The sequence below is a fragment of the Pseudomonas psychrophila genome, from assembly GCF_001043005.1.
GTDB classification, from domain to species: Bacteria; Pseudomonadota; Gammaproteobacteria; order Pseudomonadales; family Pseudomonadaceae; genus Aquipseudomonas; species Aquipseudomonas psychrophila.
Genome location: NZ_JYKZ01000001.1, coordinates 1,182,098 through 1,200,102 on the forward strand (window position 1 = coordinate 1,182,098; position 18,005 = coordinate 1,200,102).

The 18,005-nt window shown below is 58.5% G+C and carries 18 protein-coding genes; 5 read left to right on the forward strand and 13 right to left on the reverse strand.

All coding sequences use genetic code 11. From position 1 onward, the window contains the following. Positions 1-2 precede the first annotated feature (2 nt). The gene (locus TU76_RS05465; RefSeq protein WP_048351213.1) at positions 3-764 is read right to left on the reverse strand and encodes a YdcF family protein; all 762 of its coding nucleotides are present in this window, start codon (positions 762-764) and stop codon (positions 3-5) included. Between the two features lie 167 nt (positions 765-931). Further along, on the reverse strand, positions 932-1,216 hold the full coding sequence (locus TU76_RS05470; protein ID WP_048351214.1) for a hypothetical protein: 285 nt from the start codon (positions 1,214-1,216) through the stop codon (positions 932-934). Between the two features lie 234 nt (positions 1,217-1,450). Between TU76_RS05470 and leuS the strand changes: the two genes are divergently transcribed. The 5 genes from leuS (at position 1,451) to TU76_RS05495 (ending at position 7,472) form a co-directional block, all read left to right on the forward strand. After that, positions 1,451-4,057 (forward strand): leucine--tRNA ligase, encoded by a 2,607-nt coding sequence (gene leuS / locus TU76_RS05475; RefSeq protein WP_048351215.1) that lies wholly within the window; start codon positions 1,451-1,453, stop codon positions 4,055-4,057. Positions 4,058-4,146: 89 nt separating this feature from the next. Next, positions 4,147-4,752, forward strand: coding sequence for an LPS-assembly lipoprotein LptE (locus tag TU76_RS05480; RefSeq protein WP_019824199.1), 606 nt, complete (start codon positions 4,147-4,149; stop codon positions 4,750-4,752). A gap of 43 nt (positions 4,753-4,795) precedes the next feature. Beyond that, complete coding sequence (holA, locus tag TU76_RS05485; RefSeq protein WP_048351216.1) at positions 4,796-5,833, forward strand: DNA polymerase III subunit delta; 1,038 nt, start codon at positions 4,796-4,798, stop codon at positions 5,831-5,833. Between the two features lie 134 nt (positions 5,834-5,967). After that, the gene (gene arfA / locus TU76_RS05490; protein WP_003444166.1) at positions 5,968-6,117 is read left to right on the forward strand and encodes an alternative ribosome rescue factor ArfA; all 150 of its coding nucleotides are present in this window, start codon (positions 5,968-5,970) and stop codon (positions 6,115-6,117) included. A 50-nt stretch (positions 6,118-6,167) separates the two neighbouring features. Next, positions 6,168-7,472, forward strand: a complete 1,305-nt coding sequence (locus tag TU76_RS05495) for a lytic murein transglycosylase (protein WP_048351217.1) — start codon at positions 6,168-6,170, stop codon at positions 7,470-7,472. Between the two features lie 103 nt (positions 7,473-7,575). On the opposite strand, the gene TU76_RS05500 is transcribed toward TU76_RS05495, so the two are convergent. From TU76_RS05500 to rsfS, 11 genes are all read right to left on the reverse strand, one after another. After that, complete coding sequence (locus TU76_RS05500) at positions 7,576-8,529, reverse strand: S66 peptidase family protein (RefSeq protein ID WP_048351218.1); 954 nt, start codon at positions 8,527-8,529, stop codon at positions 7,576-7,578. Between the two features lie 4 nt (positions 8,530-8,533). Next, a complete protein-coding gene (gene lipA, locus TU76_RS05505) occupies positions 8,534-9,574 on the reverse strand; it encodes a lipoyl synthase (protein ID WP_019824207.1) in 1,041 nt (346 codons plus the stop codon). A gap of 1 nt (position 9,575) precedes the next feature. After that, positions 9,576-10,229, reverse strand: a complete 654-nt coding sequence (gene lipB, locus TU76_RS05510; protein ID WP_019824209.1) for a lipoyl(octanoyl) transferase LipB — start codon at positions 10,227-10,229, stop codon at positions 9,576-9,578. Next, a complete protein-coding gene (locus TU76_RS05515; RefSeq protein WP_019824211.1) occupies positions 10,229-10,504 on the reverse strand; it encodes a DUF493 domain-containing protein in 276 nt (91 codons plus the stop codon). The genes lipB and TU76_RS05515 overlap by 1 nt, the downstream gene beginning before the upstream one ends. Positions 10,505-10,583: 79 nt before the next feature. Beyond that, complete coding sequence (locus tag TU76_RS05520) at positions 10,584-11,741, reverse strand: D-alanyl-D-alanine carboxypeptidase family protein (protein ID WP_019824213.1); 1,158 nt, start codon at positions 11,739-11,741, stop codon at positions 10,584-10,586. A 176-nt stretch (positions 11,742-11,917) separates the two neighbouring features. Beyond that, positions 11,918-12,907, reverse strand: a complete 990-nt coding sequence (locus tag TU76_RS05525) for a septal ring lytic transglycosylase RlpA family protein (RefSeq protein WP_019824215.1) — start codon at positions 12,905-12,907, stop codon at positions 11,918-11,920. Then, positions 12,907-13,917 carry a lytic murein transglycosylase B gene (gene mltB, locus TU76_RS05530; RefSeq protein WP_019824216.1) on the reverse strand — a complete coding sequence of 337 codons (1,011 nt, stop codon included), beginning with the start codon at positions 13,915-13,917 and terminating at the stop codon, positions 12,907-12,909. The genes TU76_RS05525 and mltB overlap by 1 nt, the downstream gene beginning before the upstream one ends. A gap of 17 nt (positions 13,918-13,934) precedes the next feature. Beyond that, positions 13,935-15,038 carry a rod shape-determining protein RodA gene (rodA, locus tag TU76_RS05535; protein WP_162207954.1) on the reverse strand — a complete coding sequence of 368 codons (1,104 nt, stop codon included), beginning with the start codon at positions 15,036-15,038 and terminating at the stop codon, positions 13,935-13,937. A gap of 31 nt (positions 15,039-15,069) precedes the next feature. Further along, entirely contained in the window at positions 15,070-16,965 is a 1,896-nt protein-coding gene (mrdA, locus tag TU76_RS05540; RefSeq protein ID WP_037031989.1) for a penicillin-binding protein 2, read from the reverse strand. A gap of 13 nt (positions 16,966-16,978) precedes the next feature. Then, positions 16,979-17,446: a 23S rRNA (pseudouridine(1915)-N(3))-methyltransferase RlmH gene (gene rlmH / locus TU76_RS05545; protein WP_003444191.1), complete on the reverse strand. Its 468-nt coding sequence runs from the start codon at positions 17,444-17,446 to the stop codon at positions 16,979-16,981. Positions 17,447-17,455: 9 nt separating this feature from the next. Beyond that, complete coding sequence (gene rsfS, locus TU76_RS05550; RefSeq protein ID WP_019824223.1) at positions 17,456-17,950, reverse strand: ribosome silencing factor; 495 nt, start codon at positions 17,948-17,950, stop codon at positions 17,456-17,458. Positions 17,951-18,005: the final 55 nt, after the last annotated feature.

Consider the following 18,005-nt stretch of genomic DNA (forward strand, 5'->3'; position numbering starts at 1 on the left):
AGTTACCGGTAAAAAAGCGGATAGGCAATCTGCCCAACCGCTTCATTGATCAACAACCCAGACTGCCAGAACGACTTGTACTCGGGCATCCAGCCCCCCAGCGGCCGAGCATTGTCAGCACTCAAGAATCCAACGGGGGCGGGCACGACTTCAAAGCCAGCCTTTTCAAAGCTCCACACTGAACGTGGCATGTGCCAGCCGTGTGTCACTACGATCACGCGCTTGATACCCAACGGCAGCAGAATATCTGCCGTCATTTTGGCGTTCTCCCACGTGGTACGGCTTTGCTCTTCTTTCCAGCGCACGTTTACACCAAAGTCATCGCGCAACGAGTCCGCCATCAATTGCGCCTCGCTGGGTGGCGTGCCGTAGTGCAAACCTCCTGTGGTCAGTACCGGTAAACCTGAAGCCTTGGCCAGACGAGCCGCATATCGCTGGCGCTCCAGGCCTATTCCCGTCGGTTGATCGCTGCCCCATGCCGGGTCTCCCCGCTCACGGCCCGAACCCAGCACCACGATTGCATCCGCCCGCTGCGCGAGTGTTGACCACTCGCCTTGAGCCAGCGGCGGCTCGCTTTCGAGCACCCGTGCGCCCCACTCCACCATCACTGGCAAGCTCATCAGCCAAAATCCGCCCACACCCAAGGCGAACAGCACACCCGCCAAACGCGGGCGGGAACGACGCAGCCACCAGGCAAGCACCAAGAGGAGTAGAAGAATTCCGGGAGGTAGTAGAAGTTGTTTTAAAAAATATCGAATAGGCATCGAGCATCTCCAAAGATGCCCGAAGCCTAAGGGGGTTGAGTGAACGCATCAACAGCGCAGGTGAGAAACCCAAACACAAACGCTTGATACATCAACCCGGAGTACAACCGTTTTTGATGCGACTTTTTATGAAGGCCCGGCCTGAATCGTTGAATCGCCGTAAGGCCCTAAGCTCCCTGCACCCTGTCTTTGAGCCAGATGACCTTGGCTTTAGGGGCATCTTGCATGTTCCTGCTGCCTTGCGAGCGTTCAATTGCCTCACGCCCCGTCCGATTCAAATAGAGGTTGATCAACTCCAGCTCGGCACGACTCAAGCCTCGTAACTCCAGTTCAACTGGACGCTCATCACGTAATTGGACAGCCGTATTTGCTGAATCAAGAGCCACGTTCAAACGATCAATCAGCCGCTCATACACTTGCGATGTTGGTGCACTGCGTTGCAACTCTGCCATCCGTCCACCTCATTTAAGGAAATGTTTCTCCCCCAAAGACAGCTTAGCTGCGCATGTAAAACCGGCGTGCTGCTGCGACCAACGGAGTGATGAGGCAATCAGGGTTTCCCTCGATAGAGCGGGGTCATGTATGCTACGGGACTTCCTGTAACCCCTGCTCCAACCTGACCGGGCAACACAATAGCCGGTCTATGTTGAAGAGGATTAGGCCACCCTTTATCAGTACAAGTAGCCATGCACGAACAATATCAGCCCCGTGAAATAGAAGCCGCCGCCCAATCATTCTGGGACAACCAAAAGTCCTTCGAAGTCAGCGAAGATCTAGGCAAAGAGACTTACTACTGCCTATCGATGTTCCCGTACCCAAGCGGCAAGCTACACATGGGGCATGTGCGTAACTACACCATCGGTGACGTAATCTCCCGTTACCAGCGCATGCTTGGCAAAAACGTCCTGCAACCCATGGGTTGGGATGCCTTCGGCATGCCGGCCGAAAACGCCGCGATGAAAAACAACGTCGCGCCGGCCAAGTGGACCTACGAAAACATCGCCTACATGAAAACCCAGCTGCGTAGCCTGGGTCTGGCCGTTGACTGGTCTCGCGAAATCACTACCTGCCAGCCGGATTACTACCGCTGGGAGCAATGGCTGTTCACCCGCCTGTTCGAAAAAGGTGTGATCTACCGTAAAAACGGTACCGTGAACTGGGACCCGCTGGACCAGACCGTTCTGGCCAACGAGCAGGTCATCGACGGCCGCGGCTGGCGTTCGGGCGCGCTGATTGAAAAGCGCGAAATCCCGATGTACTACTTCAAGATCACCGCTTACGCGGATGAGCTGCTCGAAAGCCTCGACGACATGCCGGGCTGGCCCGAGCAGGTCAAAACCATGCAACGTAACTGGATTGGCAAATCCCGCGGCATGGAAGTGCAGTTCCCCTACAACGTCGAGTCCATCGGCGAAGCGGGTGCACTCAAGGTCTTCACCACCCGTCCTGACACCCTGATGGGCGCCACCTATGTGGCCGTGGCTGCCGAGCACCCGCTCGCCACTCTGGCTGCACAAGGCAACCCTGAGCTGCAGGCGTTTATCGCTGAATGCAAAGGCGGCAGCGTAGCCGAAGCCGATATGGCGACCCAGGAGAAAAAGGGCCTGCCAACCTCGTTGTTCGTTGAGCACCCGCTGACCGGTGAAAAACTCCCGGTCTGGGTCGCCAACTATGTGTTGATGCATTACGGCGACGGCGCAGTGATGGCCGTTCCAGCACACGACGAGCGTGATTTCGAATTCGCCACCAAGTACAACCTGCCGATCAAAGCGGTAGTTCGCACCAGCGCGGGCGACGAATCACCTGCTCCGTGGCAGGACGCCTACAACGAGCACGGTACGCTGATCAACTCCGGCGAGTTTGACGGCCTGGACTTCGATGCGGCATTCGCGGCCATTGAAGCCGCTCTGGCCGCCAAAGGCCTGGGCCAGTCGCGTACCCAGTTCCGTCTTCGCGACTGGGGCATCAGCCGTCAGCGCTACTGGGGCTGCCCGATCCCGATCGTGCATTGCGAGACCTGCGGTGACGTTCCGGTCCCAGAAGACCAGTTGCCCGTGATCTTGCCAGAAGACGTCGTGCCCGATGGCGCCGGCTCGCCATTGGCGCGTATGCCTGAATTCTACGAGTGCAGCTGCCCTAAATGTGGCGCACCGGCCAAGCGCGAAACCGACACGATGGACACCTTCGTCGAGTCCTCGTGGTACTACGCCCGTTATGCTTCGCCGCACTATGAAGGTGGCCTGGTCGAGAAATCGGCGGCTGACCACTGGCTGCCGGTTGACCAGTACATAGGCGGTATCGAACACGCCATCCTGCACCTGCTGTACGCACGCTTCTTCCACAAACTGATGCGTGATGAAGGCCTTGTCAGCTCCAACGAGCCGTTCAAGAACCTGCTGACTCAGGGCATGGTGATTGCCGAGACTTACTACCGTCGCGAAGCCAACGGTGCGCTGACCTGGTTCAACCCGGCAGATGTCGAACTGGAGCGTGACAGCAAGGCCAAGATCATCGGCGCCAAACTGATCAGCGACGGCCTGCCCGTTGAAATCGGCGGCACTGAAAAAATGGCCAAGTCCAAGAACAACGGCGTCGACCCGCAATACATGATCGAGCAATACGGCGCAGATACCTGCCGTCTGTTCATGATGTTTGCCTCGCCACCTGACGCGAGCCTGGAATGGTCCGATTCGGGTGTTGAAGGTTCGCACCGCTTCCTCAAGCGCGTATGGCGTCTGGCCTATGCCCACGTTGCCCAAGGCCTGCCGGGCAAGCTGGATATCGCCAGCCTGAGCGACGAACAAAAAGTCATTCGCCGCGCTATTCACCAGGCTATCAAGCAAGCGAGCCAGGACGTCGGCCTGCATCACAAATTCAACACCGCCGTCGCCCAGGTGATGACCGTGATGAACGTGCTTGAAAAAGCACCGCAAGTGACTGAACAAGACCGCGCCCTGCTTCAGGAAGGTCTTGAAACTGTTGCACTGGTGCTGGCGCCAATCACTCCGCACATCAGCCATGAGCTGTGGAACCAATTGGGCCATGCCGGTGCCGTCATTGATGCGCCATGGCCAACCCTGGATGAAAACGCACTGATCCAGGACACCCTGCAACTGGTTATCCAGGTCAACGGCAAACTGCGCGGACATATCGAAATGCCAGCCAGCGCCAGCCGTGAAGACGTTGAAGCCGCAGCCCGCATCAATGAAAACGTACTGCGGTTTACCGAAGGCCTGACGATTCGCAAAGTGATCGTGGTGCCGGGCAAACTGGTCAACATCGTCGCGAGCTAACTGGAACAGGCGCCCGTGCCATACGCGGGCGCCCAATAAGACCTTCAGGGCCGCCTAGTCGGCCTATCTGGTTTCAAGGGGAGCAACACATGATCAAACGCAACCTGCTGGTGATGGGTCTCGCTATTTTGTTGAGCGCCTGCGGCTTTCAACTGCGCGGCACCGGCACCAATCAGCTGACGATCACCGAACTCGACGTAACGGCTCGCAACGCCTATGGCGATACCGTGCGCCAACTGCGTCAAGTACTGGAAAACAGCGGCGTGAAACTTACCGCCAGTGCTCCGTACAAAATGATTCTGACCAGCGAAAAAGAATCTCAGCGCGCCGCCAGCTACGCGGGCAACGGCGGTACCGCCGAGTATGAACTGACCAACGTGGTCAACTACGAGATCCAGGGTCGCAACAACCTGACACTGCTGAGCAACCGGGTTGAAGCCAACAAGGTTTACCTGCAGGACGCCAGCAACATCGCTGGCGCCAACCAGGAAGCCCAATTGATCCGCAAAGAGATGCGTCGCGACCTCGTGCAGCAACTGGTCCTGCGTCTTGAGCAGTTGACTCCAGAGCAACTGGAAAAACTGCAACAGCAGGCCGACGAGAAGGCCAAGGCTGAAGCCGACGCCATTGAAGCTGCACGCAAGGCTCAAGAGGAAACCCCTCAACAGTCGCCTCTCGAACTGCAAGACCAGTAAGGCATACGGGGCGCTCAAGCGCCCCGCTATCGTTATAGCCCCTATGAAACTCGCCCCCGCCCAACTCGCCAAACACCTGCAAGGCAGCCTCTCGCCGGTCTACATCATCAGCGGCGATGACCCGTTGCTGTGTCAGGAAGCCGCAGACGCCATTCGCAGCACCGCTCGCCAACAAGGTTTTGATGAGCGCCAGGTGTTCAGCGCCGACGCCAGCTTTGACTGGGGTACCCTGCTGCAAGCGGGCGCCAGCATGTCTCTGTTTGCTGAAAAACGCCTGCTGGAACTGCGCCTGCCTTCGGGCAAGCCCGGCGATAAAGGCGCTGCGGCATTGATCGAGTACTGCTCACGCCCGGCCGAAGACACCTTGCTGCTGATCAGCCTGCCCAAGCTTGATGGCAGCGCGCAGAAGACCAAATGGGGCAAGGCACTTGTTGAGGGGCCTCATACCCAGTTCATACAGATCTGGCCAGTAGACGCCAATCAACTGCCTCAATGGATTCGCCAGCGCTTGTCCCAGGCGGGCTTGGCTGCCAGCCAGGACGCCGTCGAACTGATTGCCGCAAGGGTCGAGGGCAATCTGCTGGCAGCCGCCCAGGAAATCGAAAAGCTCAAACTAATGACCGATGACGGTCAGATAACCGTCGAAACCGTGCAGGCCGCGGTGGCTGACAGTGCGCGCTTTGATGTATTTGGCCTGGTCGATGCCGTACTGAACGGCGAGGCTTCCCACGCTTTGCGCATGCTTGAAGGATTACGCGGTGAAGGCGTAGAACCTCCTGTGATCCTGTGGGCGCTGGCACGTGAACTGCGGGTACTGGCCAATATTGCGCTGCAATACAGTCAGGGTATCCCGCTGGACAAGGCTTTCAGCCAGGCCCGCCCTCCGGTCTGGGACAAACGTAAGCCGTTGATGAGCAAAGCCTTGCAACGTTACTCGGCACAGCGCTGGGCACAACTGTTGATGGACGCACAGCGTATCGATGCGCAAATCAAGGGCCAGGCCGCGGGCTCACCGTGGAGCAGCCTGAGCCGGTTGGCGCTGTTGATGTGTGGGCAACGTCTGAATCTGCCAGCGGAATAACCCTGAAGCGCTAACGCCCCCCGTAGCAGCTGCCGAAGGCTGCTACGGGTTTACCGCCCGGCCCCGGTCACTGGACAACCGAAAAAAACTGGCCGATGATTTGCGCTTGTTCAAACCAAGCGAGAGCACCTGCCATGAGCAAACGCCCCAACAAGGCCAAATCCATCGTCGCCCAACCCCTGTTCCGCAGCCGCCAGGAACGCCCCGCCAAAGGCAAAGGCAGCTACCGCCGCGAAGCCTTCCAGTCGAGAGACCGGGAGGCTTTTTACTTTCTGGCTGCCTGACAGCGGGGATGATAAGGTCTGCATCTGATTTGCATTACCTGGACCTGCGCATGCCCTTAAGTCATAAACGTGGTTGGCCGATGCGCCAACTGATCGCTGCTTCCAGCGTCATCCTTTTAGTCGCCTGCGCCGAGAAACCTACCGCAGCCGATGCTCAACCCCTGCCTGTGACGCCTCCCGCACCAGCGGTGACCACCAGTGCGCCAAGCACCGACATCCCCTTTGTCCAGCCCGCACAGAGCTTCAGTGAGTGGCAGGCCAATTTCCGTGTTCAGGCCCTTAACGCCGGAATCAGCCCGCAGGTGTTCGATAACGCCTTTGCGGACATCACGCCCGACATGAGCGTGATCAAGGCAGACCGCAGCCAACCTGAATTCAGCCGCCCGGTCTGGGAATACCTCGACGGCGCCCTGTCACCTTTGCGTGTGCGCAATGGCCAGCGTTTGCTGGAGCAAAACGCCGAACTGCTGAGCCGCATCGAACAGCGTTATGGCGTCGACCGCCAAGTGCTGGTTTCGGTCTGGGGGATGGAGAGCAACTTTGGCTCGTTCCAGGGCAACAAGTCTGTCATTCGCTCCCTGGCCACCCTCGCCTACGAAGGGCGTCGCCCGGAATTCGCCCAAAGCCAACTGATCTCGGCGCTGAAAATCATTCAGCAAGGCGATATCAGCGCAGAAAAAATGCTCGGCTCCTGGGCCGGAGCAATGGGCCAGACCCAGTTCATTCCTACCACCTACGAAACCCATGCCGTGGATTTCGACGGTGATGGGCGTCGTGACATCTGGAACAGCTCAGCTGACGCCTTGGCCTCGACTGCGCATTACTTGCAAAGCTCAGGCTGGAAACAAGGCCAGCCATGGGGCTTTGAGGTCATGCTGCCTGCCGGGTTTGATTACGCGCTGGCTGATGGTGCCGTCAAAAAGACCGTAGCCGAGTGGCAACAGTTGGGTGTATTAGTGCCTGACACCTCTTCCGGCTCCGAGCAGTTGAGCGCTACCCTGCTCCTGCCTGCAGGCTACCGTGGCCCGGCGTTCCTGGTGCTGGATAACTTCCGCGCCATCCTGCGTTACAACAATTCATCGTCCTATGCGCTGGCGGTGGGCTTGTTGTCTCAGCGCTTCAACGGTGGCGGAAACATCATGGCCGCGTGGCCAAAAGATGATCGACCGCTGAGCCGTTCCGAACGCGTCGAGTTGCAAACACTGCTGAGCGAGCGTAACTACGATGCTGGCAATGCTGATGGCATTATTGGCGCCAACACCCGCAAAGCGATTCGGAGCGCGCAGCAAGCCATGGGCTGGCCAGCTGACGGCTATCCGAGTCACAAGTTGCTGGAGAGTTTGCGAAGCCGTTGAGTCGCGACTCAACCTGTAGGAGCGGGCTTGCTCGCGATGCTATCAACTCGGTATCTCTGACAAAACGAGTCGATGCAATCGCTAGCAAGCCCGCTCCCACGGTTCAAGTTTTTACTGTGACCACATCCTGCTCAAGCACCAACTGCTGCAGGTCCGCATCCAGTCGCACCTGAGCCCCCATCGGCAGGGTCAGATTGGGGTCACAATGCCCGCTGCGCCATCCCGCCAACACCGGAATCCCTAGCCCACCCAGCTCCTGGGTAAGCAACCGCCCCAACGCCAGCACATCAACCCCCGCTACATCCCCCACCAGGACACCTCGCAACCTGTCGAGCTTACCCGCCAGGCGCAAATGTGTAAGCAGGCGATCAACCCGGTATAGCGGCTCGTTCACGTCTTCGATAAACAGAATGATGTCTTCGTCATCCAGCTCAAACGCAGTCCCGAGAGTGGCGCAGATCATGGATAGATTGCCGCCCAGCAGACGGCCACTGGCGCATCCGGGCGCAATCGTCATCAGGGGGTAGGCAGCTGGGTGCTCAAGCACGGGCAGTTGTCGCCCGCTGAGCATGCGTAGCAGTGAGGATTCAGTGGGTGGCTGCTTGTTGCCCAGCAAGTCGGCGTTCAACATCGGCCCGTGAAAGGTCACAAAGCCCGCGTAACGAGTGATCGCCAGGTGCAGCGCGGTGATATCGCTGTAGCCCACAAAAGGCTTGGGATGGCGACGCAGCAGCTCAAAATCGATGCCTTCCAGCAAGCGCGGGCTACCGTAACCGCCCCGCAGGCAGAAAATCGCATCAATACTGTCATCAGCAAACGCATCATGCAGGTCGCGCAAGCGCACTGCATCGGAGCCTGCAAGATAACCGTCCTTTTCCCACACACCCGGAAATACCCGCAGCTGATAGCCGCGGTCATGCATCCATTGGGTGGCGAGTTTCAGATCAAGTTCGGCGGGACCGGCCGGGGCGATCAGGGCGATCACCCCACCAGCGGGCAACGCGGGCACCGCGCTGTGGGTCTTGAAAGACACGGGCGCGGTGCTCCGGTTTGTCATGGAATCAGGCACTCACCAGCATGGATTTGACCAGCTTGGCTTGTTCATCCGCGTGATACGAAGAACGTACCAACGGGCCGGATGCCACGTTTTTGAAGCCCATTTTGTAGCCTTCTTCGGCGAACCAGGCGAAAACGTCCGGGTGCACGAAACGCTGTACCGGCAAGTGGTTGCGCGATGGCTGCAAGTACTGACCCAGGGTCAGCATGTCGATGTCGTGTTCGCGCATGCGCTTCATCACTTCAATGACTTCTTCATCCGTCTCGCCCAGACCCAGCATCAGGCCGGACTTGGTCGGGATGTGCGGCATCATCTGCTTGAAGCGCTGGAGCAAGGTCAGCGACCACTGGTAGTCGGAACCAGGGCGGGCGGCCTTGTACAGGCGCGGCACGGTTTCGAGGTTGTGGTTGAACACGTCAGGCGGCTCGGCTGCGGTGATGTCCAGCGCAACGTCCATGCGACCACGGTAATCCGGCACGAGGGTTTCAAGCAGAACACCCGGTGACAGCTTGCGGATCTCGCGGATGCAATCGGCAAAGTGCTGGGCACCGCCGTCACGCAGGTCGTCGCGGTCTACCGAGGTGATCACCACGTACTTCAGGCGCAAGTCAGCAATGGCGATGGCCAGGCTTTCAGGCTCGTTGACGTCCAGTGGCTTCGGTCGACCGTGGCCCACATCGCAGAACGGGCAGCGGCGGGTGCAGATATCGCCCATGATCATGAAGGTCGCGGTGCCGCCCGAGAAGCACTCGCCCAGGTTCGGGCAGGAAGCTTCTTCGCACACGCTGTGCAGCTTGTGCTTGCGCAGCAATGACTTGATACGGTCGACTTCAGGCGAAACCGGAATGCGTACACGAATCCAGTCAGGCTTCTTCGGCAGCTCGGTGGTCGGAATGATCTTTACCGGGATACGCGCAACCTTTTCGGCACCGCGCAATTTAACGCCGGTCTCAACCTTGGAACGGGCCTCGCTGGCGCGGGCTGCACGTTCTGAGATATCCAGCGTTGGGATCAGGGTTTGAACAGCGTCTTGCGCAGTAGTCATATCAGTCGATTCCGCCCGTCAGGGTCGTCTGCTCAGCATAGTCGAGGTGTTTGACGAGCTGCACACGCAGCCGGGCACCTACCTCGGCAAATTCAATCGGCCCTGCATGGTCACGCAGCTGGGTCATCGCCAGCCCCGCATAACCACAGGGGTTAATCCGTCGAAACGGTTCCAGGTCCATGTCCACATTCAGGGCCAGACCATGGAAGGAGCAGCCATTACGGATTCGCAGCCCCAGTGAGGCGATTTTCGCGCCGTCAACATACACACCGGGGGCATCAGGCTTGGCCGCAGCGTTCACGCCATAGCTGGCGAGAAGGTCGATCAGGCACTGTTCCATCCGCGTGACCAGCTCACGCACGCCATAACCCAGCCGGCGCACGTCAAGCAACAGGTAAGCGACCAATTGACCAGGGCCATGATAGGTCACCTGGCCACCGCGATCCGACTTCACCACCGGGATATCACCCGGTAATAGCAGGTGCTCGGCCTTGCCTGCCTGGCCTTGGGTAAATACCGGCGGATGCTGCACCAGCCAGACTTCATCTTGCGTGTCCGGCTCAAGCTTGCGCTCATCGGTGAAACGTTGCATCGCCAGCCAGGTACGCTCGTAATCAAGCTGACCCAGTTCGCGAATACCCAAGACCTGCGACATCACAACACCATGTGTACGAAGCCGGTGGCTCGCAGTTCGCTGTTGATGTTGTAGAGCTGATCCTGATCGGTTGCCACGATGTGCAACTGGATCGTCGTGTACTTGCCATTGGTGCTCTGGCGTTCGTCGACACGATCATCGTTGACCGTCGCGTGTTTCTTGACGATGTCGATGATCCTGTCCTTGTTGCCCACACCCGTGTCGCTGATCACCTTAACCGGGTAATCCACGTTAGGGAATTCGATCTTTGGCGCCTTTACTTCGGTATCGGTCATGGCGTATTGGCCTCGTAAGCCTTGAGCTACAGAGATAACTCCGCGCCGTGTAAGCGCGGAGCCATACAGGTGGGAGCTATTAGTTGAACAGTCCGTAGAAGAATAGACGGATGCTGTCCCAGACGCGTCGGAAAATACCGCCTTCCTCAACGGGCTCCAGTGCAATCAGGTCGGCGCTGTGCACAACCTTGTCGTCGAGCTTGACCTCAACCTTGCCGATCACATCGCCTTGGGCGATAGGGGCCATCAGTTGCGGGTTCATGGTCATGCTTGCAGCCAGCTTTTTCAATTGGCCTTTAGGCAGCGTCATGGTCAAGTCTTCAGCCAAACCGGCTTTGACCTGGTTGGTAGTGCCTTTCCAGACCGGGGCCTGAGCCAGCTCTACACCCTTCTGGTAGAAGGTCTGGGTTTCGAAGAAGCGGAAACCGTAGGTCAGCAGCTTTTGCGTTTCGGCAGCACGGGCGACTTCGCTGTTGGTACCAAACACCACGGCAATCAGACGCTGGCCATCACGAACAGCCGACGACACCATGCAGTAGCCTGCTTCGTCGGTGTGACCGGTTTTCAGACCGTCAACGGTCTTGTCACGCCACAGCAACAGGTTGCGGTTAGGCTGCTTGATGCCGTTCCAGAAGAACTCTTTCTGCGAGTAGATCGCATAGTGAGTCGGGTCTTCGTGAATGATGGCACGGGCCAGCAATGCCATGTCATGAGCCGACGAGTAATGCTCCGGGTTTGGCAGGCCGGTCGGGTTCATGAAGTGGCTGTTGGACATGCCCAACTCGCCAGCGGTTTTGTTCATCATGTCGGCAAATGCGTCTTCGCTGCCGGCAATGTGCTCAGACAAAGCCACGCTGGCGTCGTTACCCGACTGAATGATGATGCCGTGCAGCAGGTCGCTGACCGACACTTGAGTGCCGACCTTGATGAACATCCGCGAACCACCGGTACGCCAGGCGTTTTCACTGACAGTTACCGGATCGTTTTCGCCGATCTGACCACGACGGATTTCCAGGGTCGCGATGTAAGCAGTCATCAGCTTGGTGAGGCTGGCTGGTGGCAGACGCTGGTCACCGTTGTTCTCGACCAGCACGTTACCGCTGCTGGCATCCATCAGAACGTAGGACTTGGCTGCAAGTTGTGGCGGCGACGGCATCATCTCGACTGCCCAGGCGGCAGGAGTGACGATCAGCGGTACAAGCAGGCACAGGCGTTTGGCAAAAGTGGTGATGTTCATCCGTCTCTCGAAGTTGTTAATTGAAACTTACCCTCACGGGCAAAACTGTACAGGCAGTCGTATGACTGACTGCCGCGTATTCAGTTGCAGTCCCTGCCCCTGAAAGGGCTTTTATTCTTGACCTCTGCAACTGCGTTTGGGCCCCTGATGCTCCGGGCCCAACGCTTTGATCGGTGCTACTGATCCGACGTCACAACACTTGGCTGGCCCAAATTGGCCAGGCGCACGCTGTTTTGCGTTTGCTGTACTTCGCCCGCCGAAGCAATAGGCCCCAGGCGCACTCGATGCAAGGTTTGCTGATTGCGCACAATCGAGCTGATGAACACAGGGGTACTGACCATGCCACTGAGCTTGGAACGAAGCAACTCGGCGGCGTCCGGATTGGCAAAGGCGCCTACCTGCAAATACGTACCCTGCCCCTTGGGCAGGGTGCTGACCGGTACGACATCGGCGGCATGCTGCTGCGCCGGTGGCGTCCATTGCTCAATCTTGCCGGTAGAGACGGTCGGAGCGGTGTTCTGGGCCATTTTCGGCTCATTGAGCATCAAGGGTGCCGGACGACCGCGCTGGGCCCACCAGGCTTGAGGGTCAATGCCTTCAACCTTGACCCGTGCCGTACCGGTTTCGGCATAGCCCAGTTTCTTGGCGGCAGCGTAGGACAGGTCGATGATGCGGTCCGAATAAAACGGTCCACGGTCGTTAACCCGCAGGACTACGGCCTTGCCGTTATCGAGATTGGTTACTTTGACGTAGCTGGGCAACGGCAGGGTTTTATGTGCCGCGCTCATGCCGTACAGGTCATACACTTCGCCATTGGCCGTGTTTTGACCGTGAAACTTGGTGCCGTACCAGGACGCAGTGCCAGAGGCCACGTAGGTCTTGGACTCTTGCATCGGAAAGTAGGTCTTGCCCAGAACCGAGTACGGTGCAGCCTTGTAAGGACCGCTGTGCAGGGTCGGCGTGGCATCCGGGATACGAGACACGTCGACATCCCACCATGGTGCGCCATCTTTATGCGCGCGGTTGATGTCCAGACCTGGCTTGGAACTGACACCGGCAGACGTTTGCGGAGTCGTCGTGCGGCTGCTGGAGCAACTCACCACCAGTAGCGCGATAGCGGCGCAGGCGGCGAGCTTCAAAGGTGTACGGATCGCTAGAAACGGCATTACTTGTTGCCCCGTGCTTGAACCAGCAGGTCGGACAGTTGATGCACTGCCATGGCGTACATCACGCTTCGGTTGTAGCGCGTGATCGCATAAAAATTCTTCAGGCCCATCCAGTATTCAGGGCCGTCGGCGCCTTCAAGACGGAACGCCGTCACCGGCATGTCGTCGCGCAGCGCATCATGACTCGACCAGCCCAGCGCTCGCAACTCCCCGACGGTCTTGACCGGCTCGATGCCCTGAGTCAGGCCTTCATCGACCCGATCGCCTCGCACATCGGCGCGAATCACCACCGGCTCACCCGCTACCCAGCCATGACGCTTGAAGTAGCTGGCAACGCTGCCAATAGCATCGTCCGGATTGCTCCAGATATTGATATGACCATCACCGTCGAAGTCCACGGCATAGGCGCGAAAGCTGCTCGGCATGAACTGCGGCAAACCCATCGCCCCGGCATAAGAGCCTTTAAGGGTAAGCGGGTCGACTTGTTCTTCGCGGGTCAGCAGCAGGAACTCACGCAGTTCCTTACGGAAAAATTCGGCACGGGGCGGGTAATCGAAACCCAGGGTCGACAGTGCATCGATCACCCGGTAGTTGCCCGTATTACGCCCATAAAAGGTCTCAACGCCGATGATCGACACAATCACCTGGGCCGGAACCCCGTACTCCTGCTCGGCGCGGGCCAGTACGGCTTCGTGCTCACGCCAAAAATCGACACCTCGTGCAACCCGGGCGTCGGTCAAAAACATCGGGCCGTATTCTTTCCACTGTTTGACGCGTTCAGCCGGGCGGGAAATGGCATCGAGAATGCTCTGTTTGCGCTCGGCCTCACGGAATACGCCCATCAGTTGCTCGCCGGCGAATCCGTAGTCGCGGGTCATTTCACCGACGAACTCCGCCACTTGGGGTGAGCCCTCGTAGTCACCGGCTACGGCGCTCTGCGCTGCCCCGAATAGACCCAGCAGGCCTACCCATGACGCGTATCGAGCGGCCCAGCCACGCATTGCTTGCATTGAATAATTCACCTTAATCAAACTTGTGCGATCCACTTGCGATGTGTGTGAATCGACATCAAAACCCCAAACGCTGACAACAGCGTCACGAGCGAAGTGCCGCCGTAACTGATAAATGGCAATGGCACGCCCACTACCGGTAACAAGCCACTGACCATACCGATGTTGACGAAAACATAAACAAAAAACGTCATGGTCAGGCTGCCTGCCAGCAATTTGCCGAACAGCGTCTGTGCCTGGGCGGTAATCACCAGGCCACGACCGATCAACAGCAAGTAAATCAGCAGCAGCGCGCAAATACCGACAAGCCCGAATTCTTCACCCATCACCGCAATAATGAAGTCGGTGTGGCTTTCCGGGAGAAAGTCCAGGTGCGACTGGGTGCCCAGCAGCCAGCCCTTGCCGAACACCCCGCCCGAACCGATGGCGGCCTTGGACTGGATGATGTTCCAGCCGGTGCCCAGCGGATCGCTTTCAGGATCGAGGAACGTCAGAACCCGCTGCTTCTGGTAGTCGTGCATCACGAAAAGCCACATGGCAATCGCCACAGGTACCGTCGCAGCCAGCACACTGAGGATCCAGCGCCAGCGCAGCCCGCCCATGAACAGTACAAACGCACCGCCCGCCAGTACCAGCAAGGCCGTGCCCAGGTCGGGCTGGCGCACAATCAGGGCAAAGGGCACCCCGATCAGCATCAGACTGACCGCCACGTGTTTGAGCTGCGGCGGTAACGTGCGCTTGGACAGGTACCAGGCGATGGTCGCCGGCATGAGGATTTTCATGAACTCCGAGGGCTGGAAGCGAATCACCCCGGGGATGTTGATCCAGCGTGTGGCGCCCATGGCGTTGTGGCCCATGACGTCAACCACCACCAGCAACAGCACGCCTGCCAGATAACCGATCGGTACCCAGCGAGCCATAAAACGCGGTTCAAGCTGAGCGATGATGAACATCGACACCAGCCCGATCCCGAATGAAGTTGCCTGTTTGCTCAGCAGATCCCAGCTTTTGCCGCTTGCCGAATACAGCACGAACAGGCTGCCAGCCGCCAGAGTCAGCAACAAAATCAGCAGCGGGCCATCGATATGCAAACGCTGAAGCAGCGTGGCACGGCGACGCATCACGTCCTCACTGGAGAGGATACGGTCGAAATTACTGATCATCAGCCGGAACCTCTGCCTTTACGGGACCGCCGTACTCGGGTTTGAGTTTGCCGTCTTCACCCAGCAACCAGGCGTCCATGACCTTGCGCACTACGGGCGAGGCTACGCGGCTACCGGCTTCGCCGTTTTCAATCATGACCGACACGGTAATTTGCGGGTTATTGGCCGGAGCAAAGCCGACGAACAAGGCGTGGTCGCGGTGACGCTCCTGAACCTTAGAGCGGTCATATTTTTCACCCTGCTTGATGGCTACTACCTGCGCCGTACCGCTCTTGCCGGCAATCAGGTATTGCGCGCCAACGCCCGCAACCCGCGCCGTACCGCGTGCGCCATGCACCACTTGCTGCATGCCGTGGTTGACCTTGGCCCAATTGGACGGGTCACGCAGAACGATGTCCGGCACCGGATCCGGATCCACCGGCGGCACGCCTTCGATGGTCTTGGCCAGGTGCGGACGAATCCACTTGCCTTTGCTGGCAATCAGCGCCGTGGCCTGGGCCAGCTGCAAAGGCGTGGACTGCATGTAACCCTGACCGATCCCCAGAATCAGCGTCTCCCCCGGGAACCAGGCCTGACGCCGGGTGGCGCGCTTCCACTCGCGGGACGGCATCAGACCGGCGGACTCTTCGAACATGTCCAGGGAGACCTTTCGCCCGATACCGAACTGATTCATGTAGGTCGACAGGCGATCAATCCCCAGCTTGTGGGCCAGGTCATAAAAATAGGTGTCGTTGGAGCGCATGATCGCGGTGTCCAGATCGACGTAGCCATCACCGGTGCGGTTCCAGTTACGGTATTTGTGATCGTAATTGGGCAACTGGTAATAGCCGGGGTCGTAAACCCGCGACGAGCCGGTGATCACGCCGCTGTCCAGGCCAGCAATCGCTACCGCAGGCTTGATCGTCGAGCCCGGTGGATACAGGCCGCGCAAGATACGGTTGAACAACGGTCGATCAATCGAATCGCGCAGTTCGGCATAAGCCTTGAAGCTGATGCCGGTCACGAACAGGTTTGGGTCAAAGCTCGGCTGGCTCACCATGGCCAGCACTTCGCCCGTCATCGGGTTAAGTGCAACCACGGCGCCACGGCGCCCTGCCAGCGCTTCTTCGGCCGCTTCCTGAAGTTTGATATCGAGACTGAGCACGATGTCTTTGCCAGGGATCGGGTCGGTACGCTTGAGTACCCGCAATACCCGGCCCCGGGCATTGGTTTCGACTTCTTCGTAACCCACCTGACCGTGCAGCTCGGCTTCGTAGAAGCGCTCGATGCCGGTTTTGCCGATATGGTGAGTACCGCTGTAATTGACTGGATCGAGGGTTTTAAGCTCTTTCTCGTTGATCCGCCCCATGTAACCCACTGAGTGCGCAAAATGCGCGCCTTGGGGGTAATGGCGCACCAACTGCGCAACCACCTCGACCCCGGGCAGGCGGAACTGGTTGACGGCAATCCGGGCGATCTGCTCTTCGTTTAGCTCAAACAGAATAGGCACCGGCTCAAATGGCCGCCGCCCCTGCTTCATGCGCTTCTCGAACAGCGCGCGATCTTCGGGCGCAAGCTGCAGCACTTCGACAATAACGTCGAGCACTTGCTGCCAGTCGCCAGAACGCTCACGGGTCATGCTCAGGCTGAAGCTGGGACGGTTGTCCGCAATCACCACGCCATTGCGGTCAAAGATCAAACCCCGTGTAGGCGGGATCGGCTGCACATGCACCCGGTTGTTTTCTGACAAGGTGGAGTGGTACTCGTACTGCACCACCTGCAGATAATAAAGCCGCGCGAGCAATACACAGATCAGCCCCACCACCACAAATGCGCCGACCACGACGCGTCCGCGCACAAGGCGTGAGTCTTTCTCGTGGTCTTTAAGGCGAATCGGCTGAGACATTCAGGGCGCTGAGCTATTTGTGATACGGGTGCCCGGACAACACTGTCCAGGCGCGATACAACTGCTCACCGATCAGAATCCTTACCAACGGGTGCGGCAACGTCAATGGCGACAGCGACCAGCGCTGATCCGCGCGGGCGCAGACTTCCGGCGCCAGCCCTTCCGGGCCACCGACCATAAAGTTCACCGTGCGCGAATCCAGGCGCCAGCGGTCGAGTTCAACCGCCAACTGCTCGGTACTCCACGGTTTGCCGTGCACTTCAAGGGTGACGATCCGCTCTCCGGGGCCGACTTTGGCCAGCATGGCCTCGCCTTCCTGACGGATGAATCGAGCCACGTCGGCATTCTTGCCACGGGTATTGAGCGGTATTTCCACCAGTTCAAGGGCCAGTTCGGATGGCAGACGCTTGGCATATTCATGCCAGCCTTCTTCCACCCATTTAGGCATACGCGAACCGACAGCGATCAAACGCAGGCGCACAGCGAACCCTTACTCTTGGTCTTTGTTGAGCTTCAGGAAGTGCTCGTGGGTGTTTTCCGGGCTGTGGTGAGCAGCACTGCCTGCACGGCTTTGCTCAGCACCGGCCCACAGACGCTCCAGGTCGTAGAACTGACGGGCGCTGGCGGTCATCATGTGAACGATCACGTCGTCCATGTCCAACAGAACCCAGTCGCTGTCACCCTTGCCTTCTTCGCCCAACGGCTTGACGCCCAGAGCCTTGACCGCTTCACGGATCTTGTCGAGCATCGCGCCGATCTGACGGTTGGACGTACCGGTGGCGATGATCATGAAGTCAGTGATGCTGTGCTTGTCACGAACGTCGATGACCTGAATGTCCTGGGCCTTGACGTCTTCCAGAGCTGCTACAGCTACCTTGACCAGCTCTTCGCCCTTGAGAGGCTCGTTGCTGAAGGTTTTTTCTGGCAGAGGGGCGCTTTTGAACGTGCCTTTGCGCTTTACTTTGCTTACATCTTTGTCAGTCATATAAAACTCGTTTTGCTCGTATGTTCGGGTGTTTCAATACACGTCAATTCGCGCC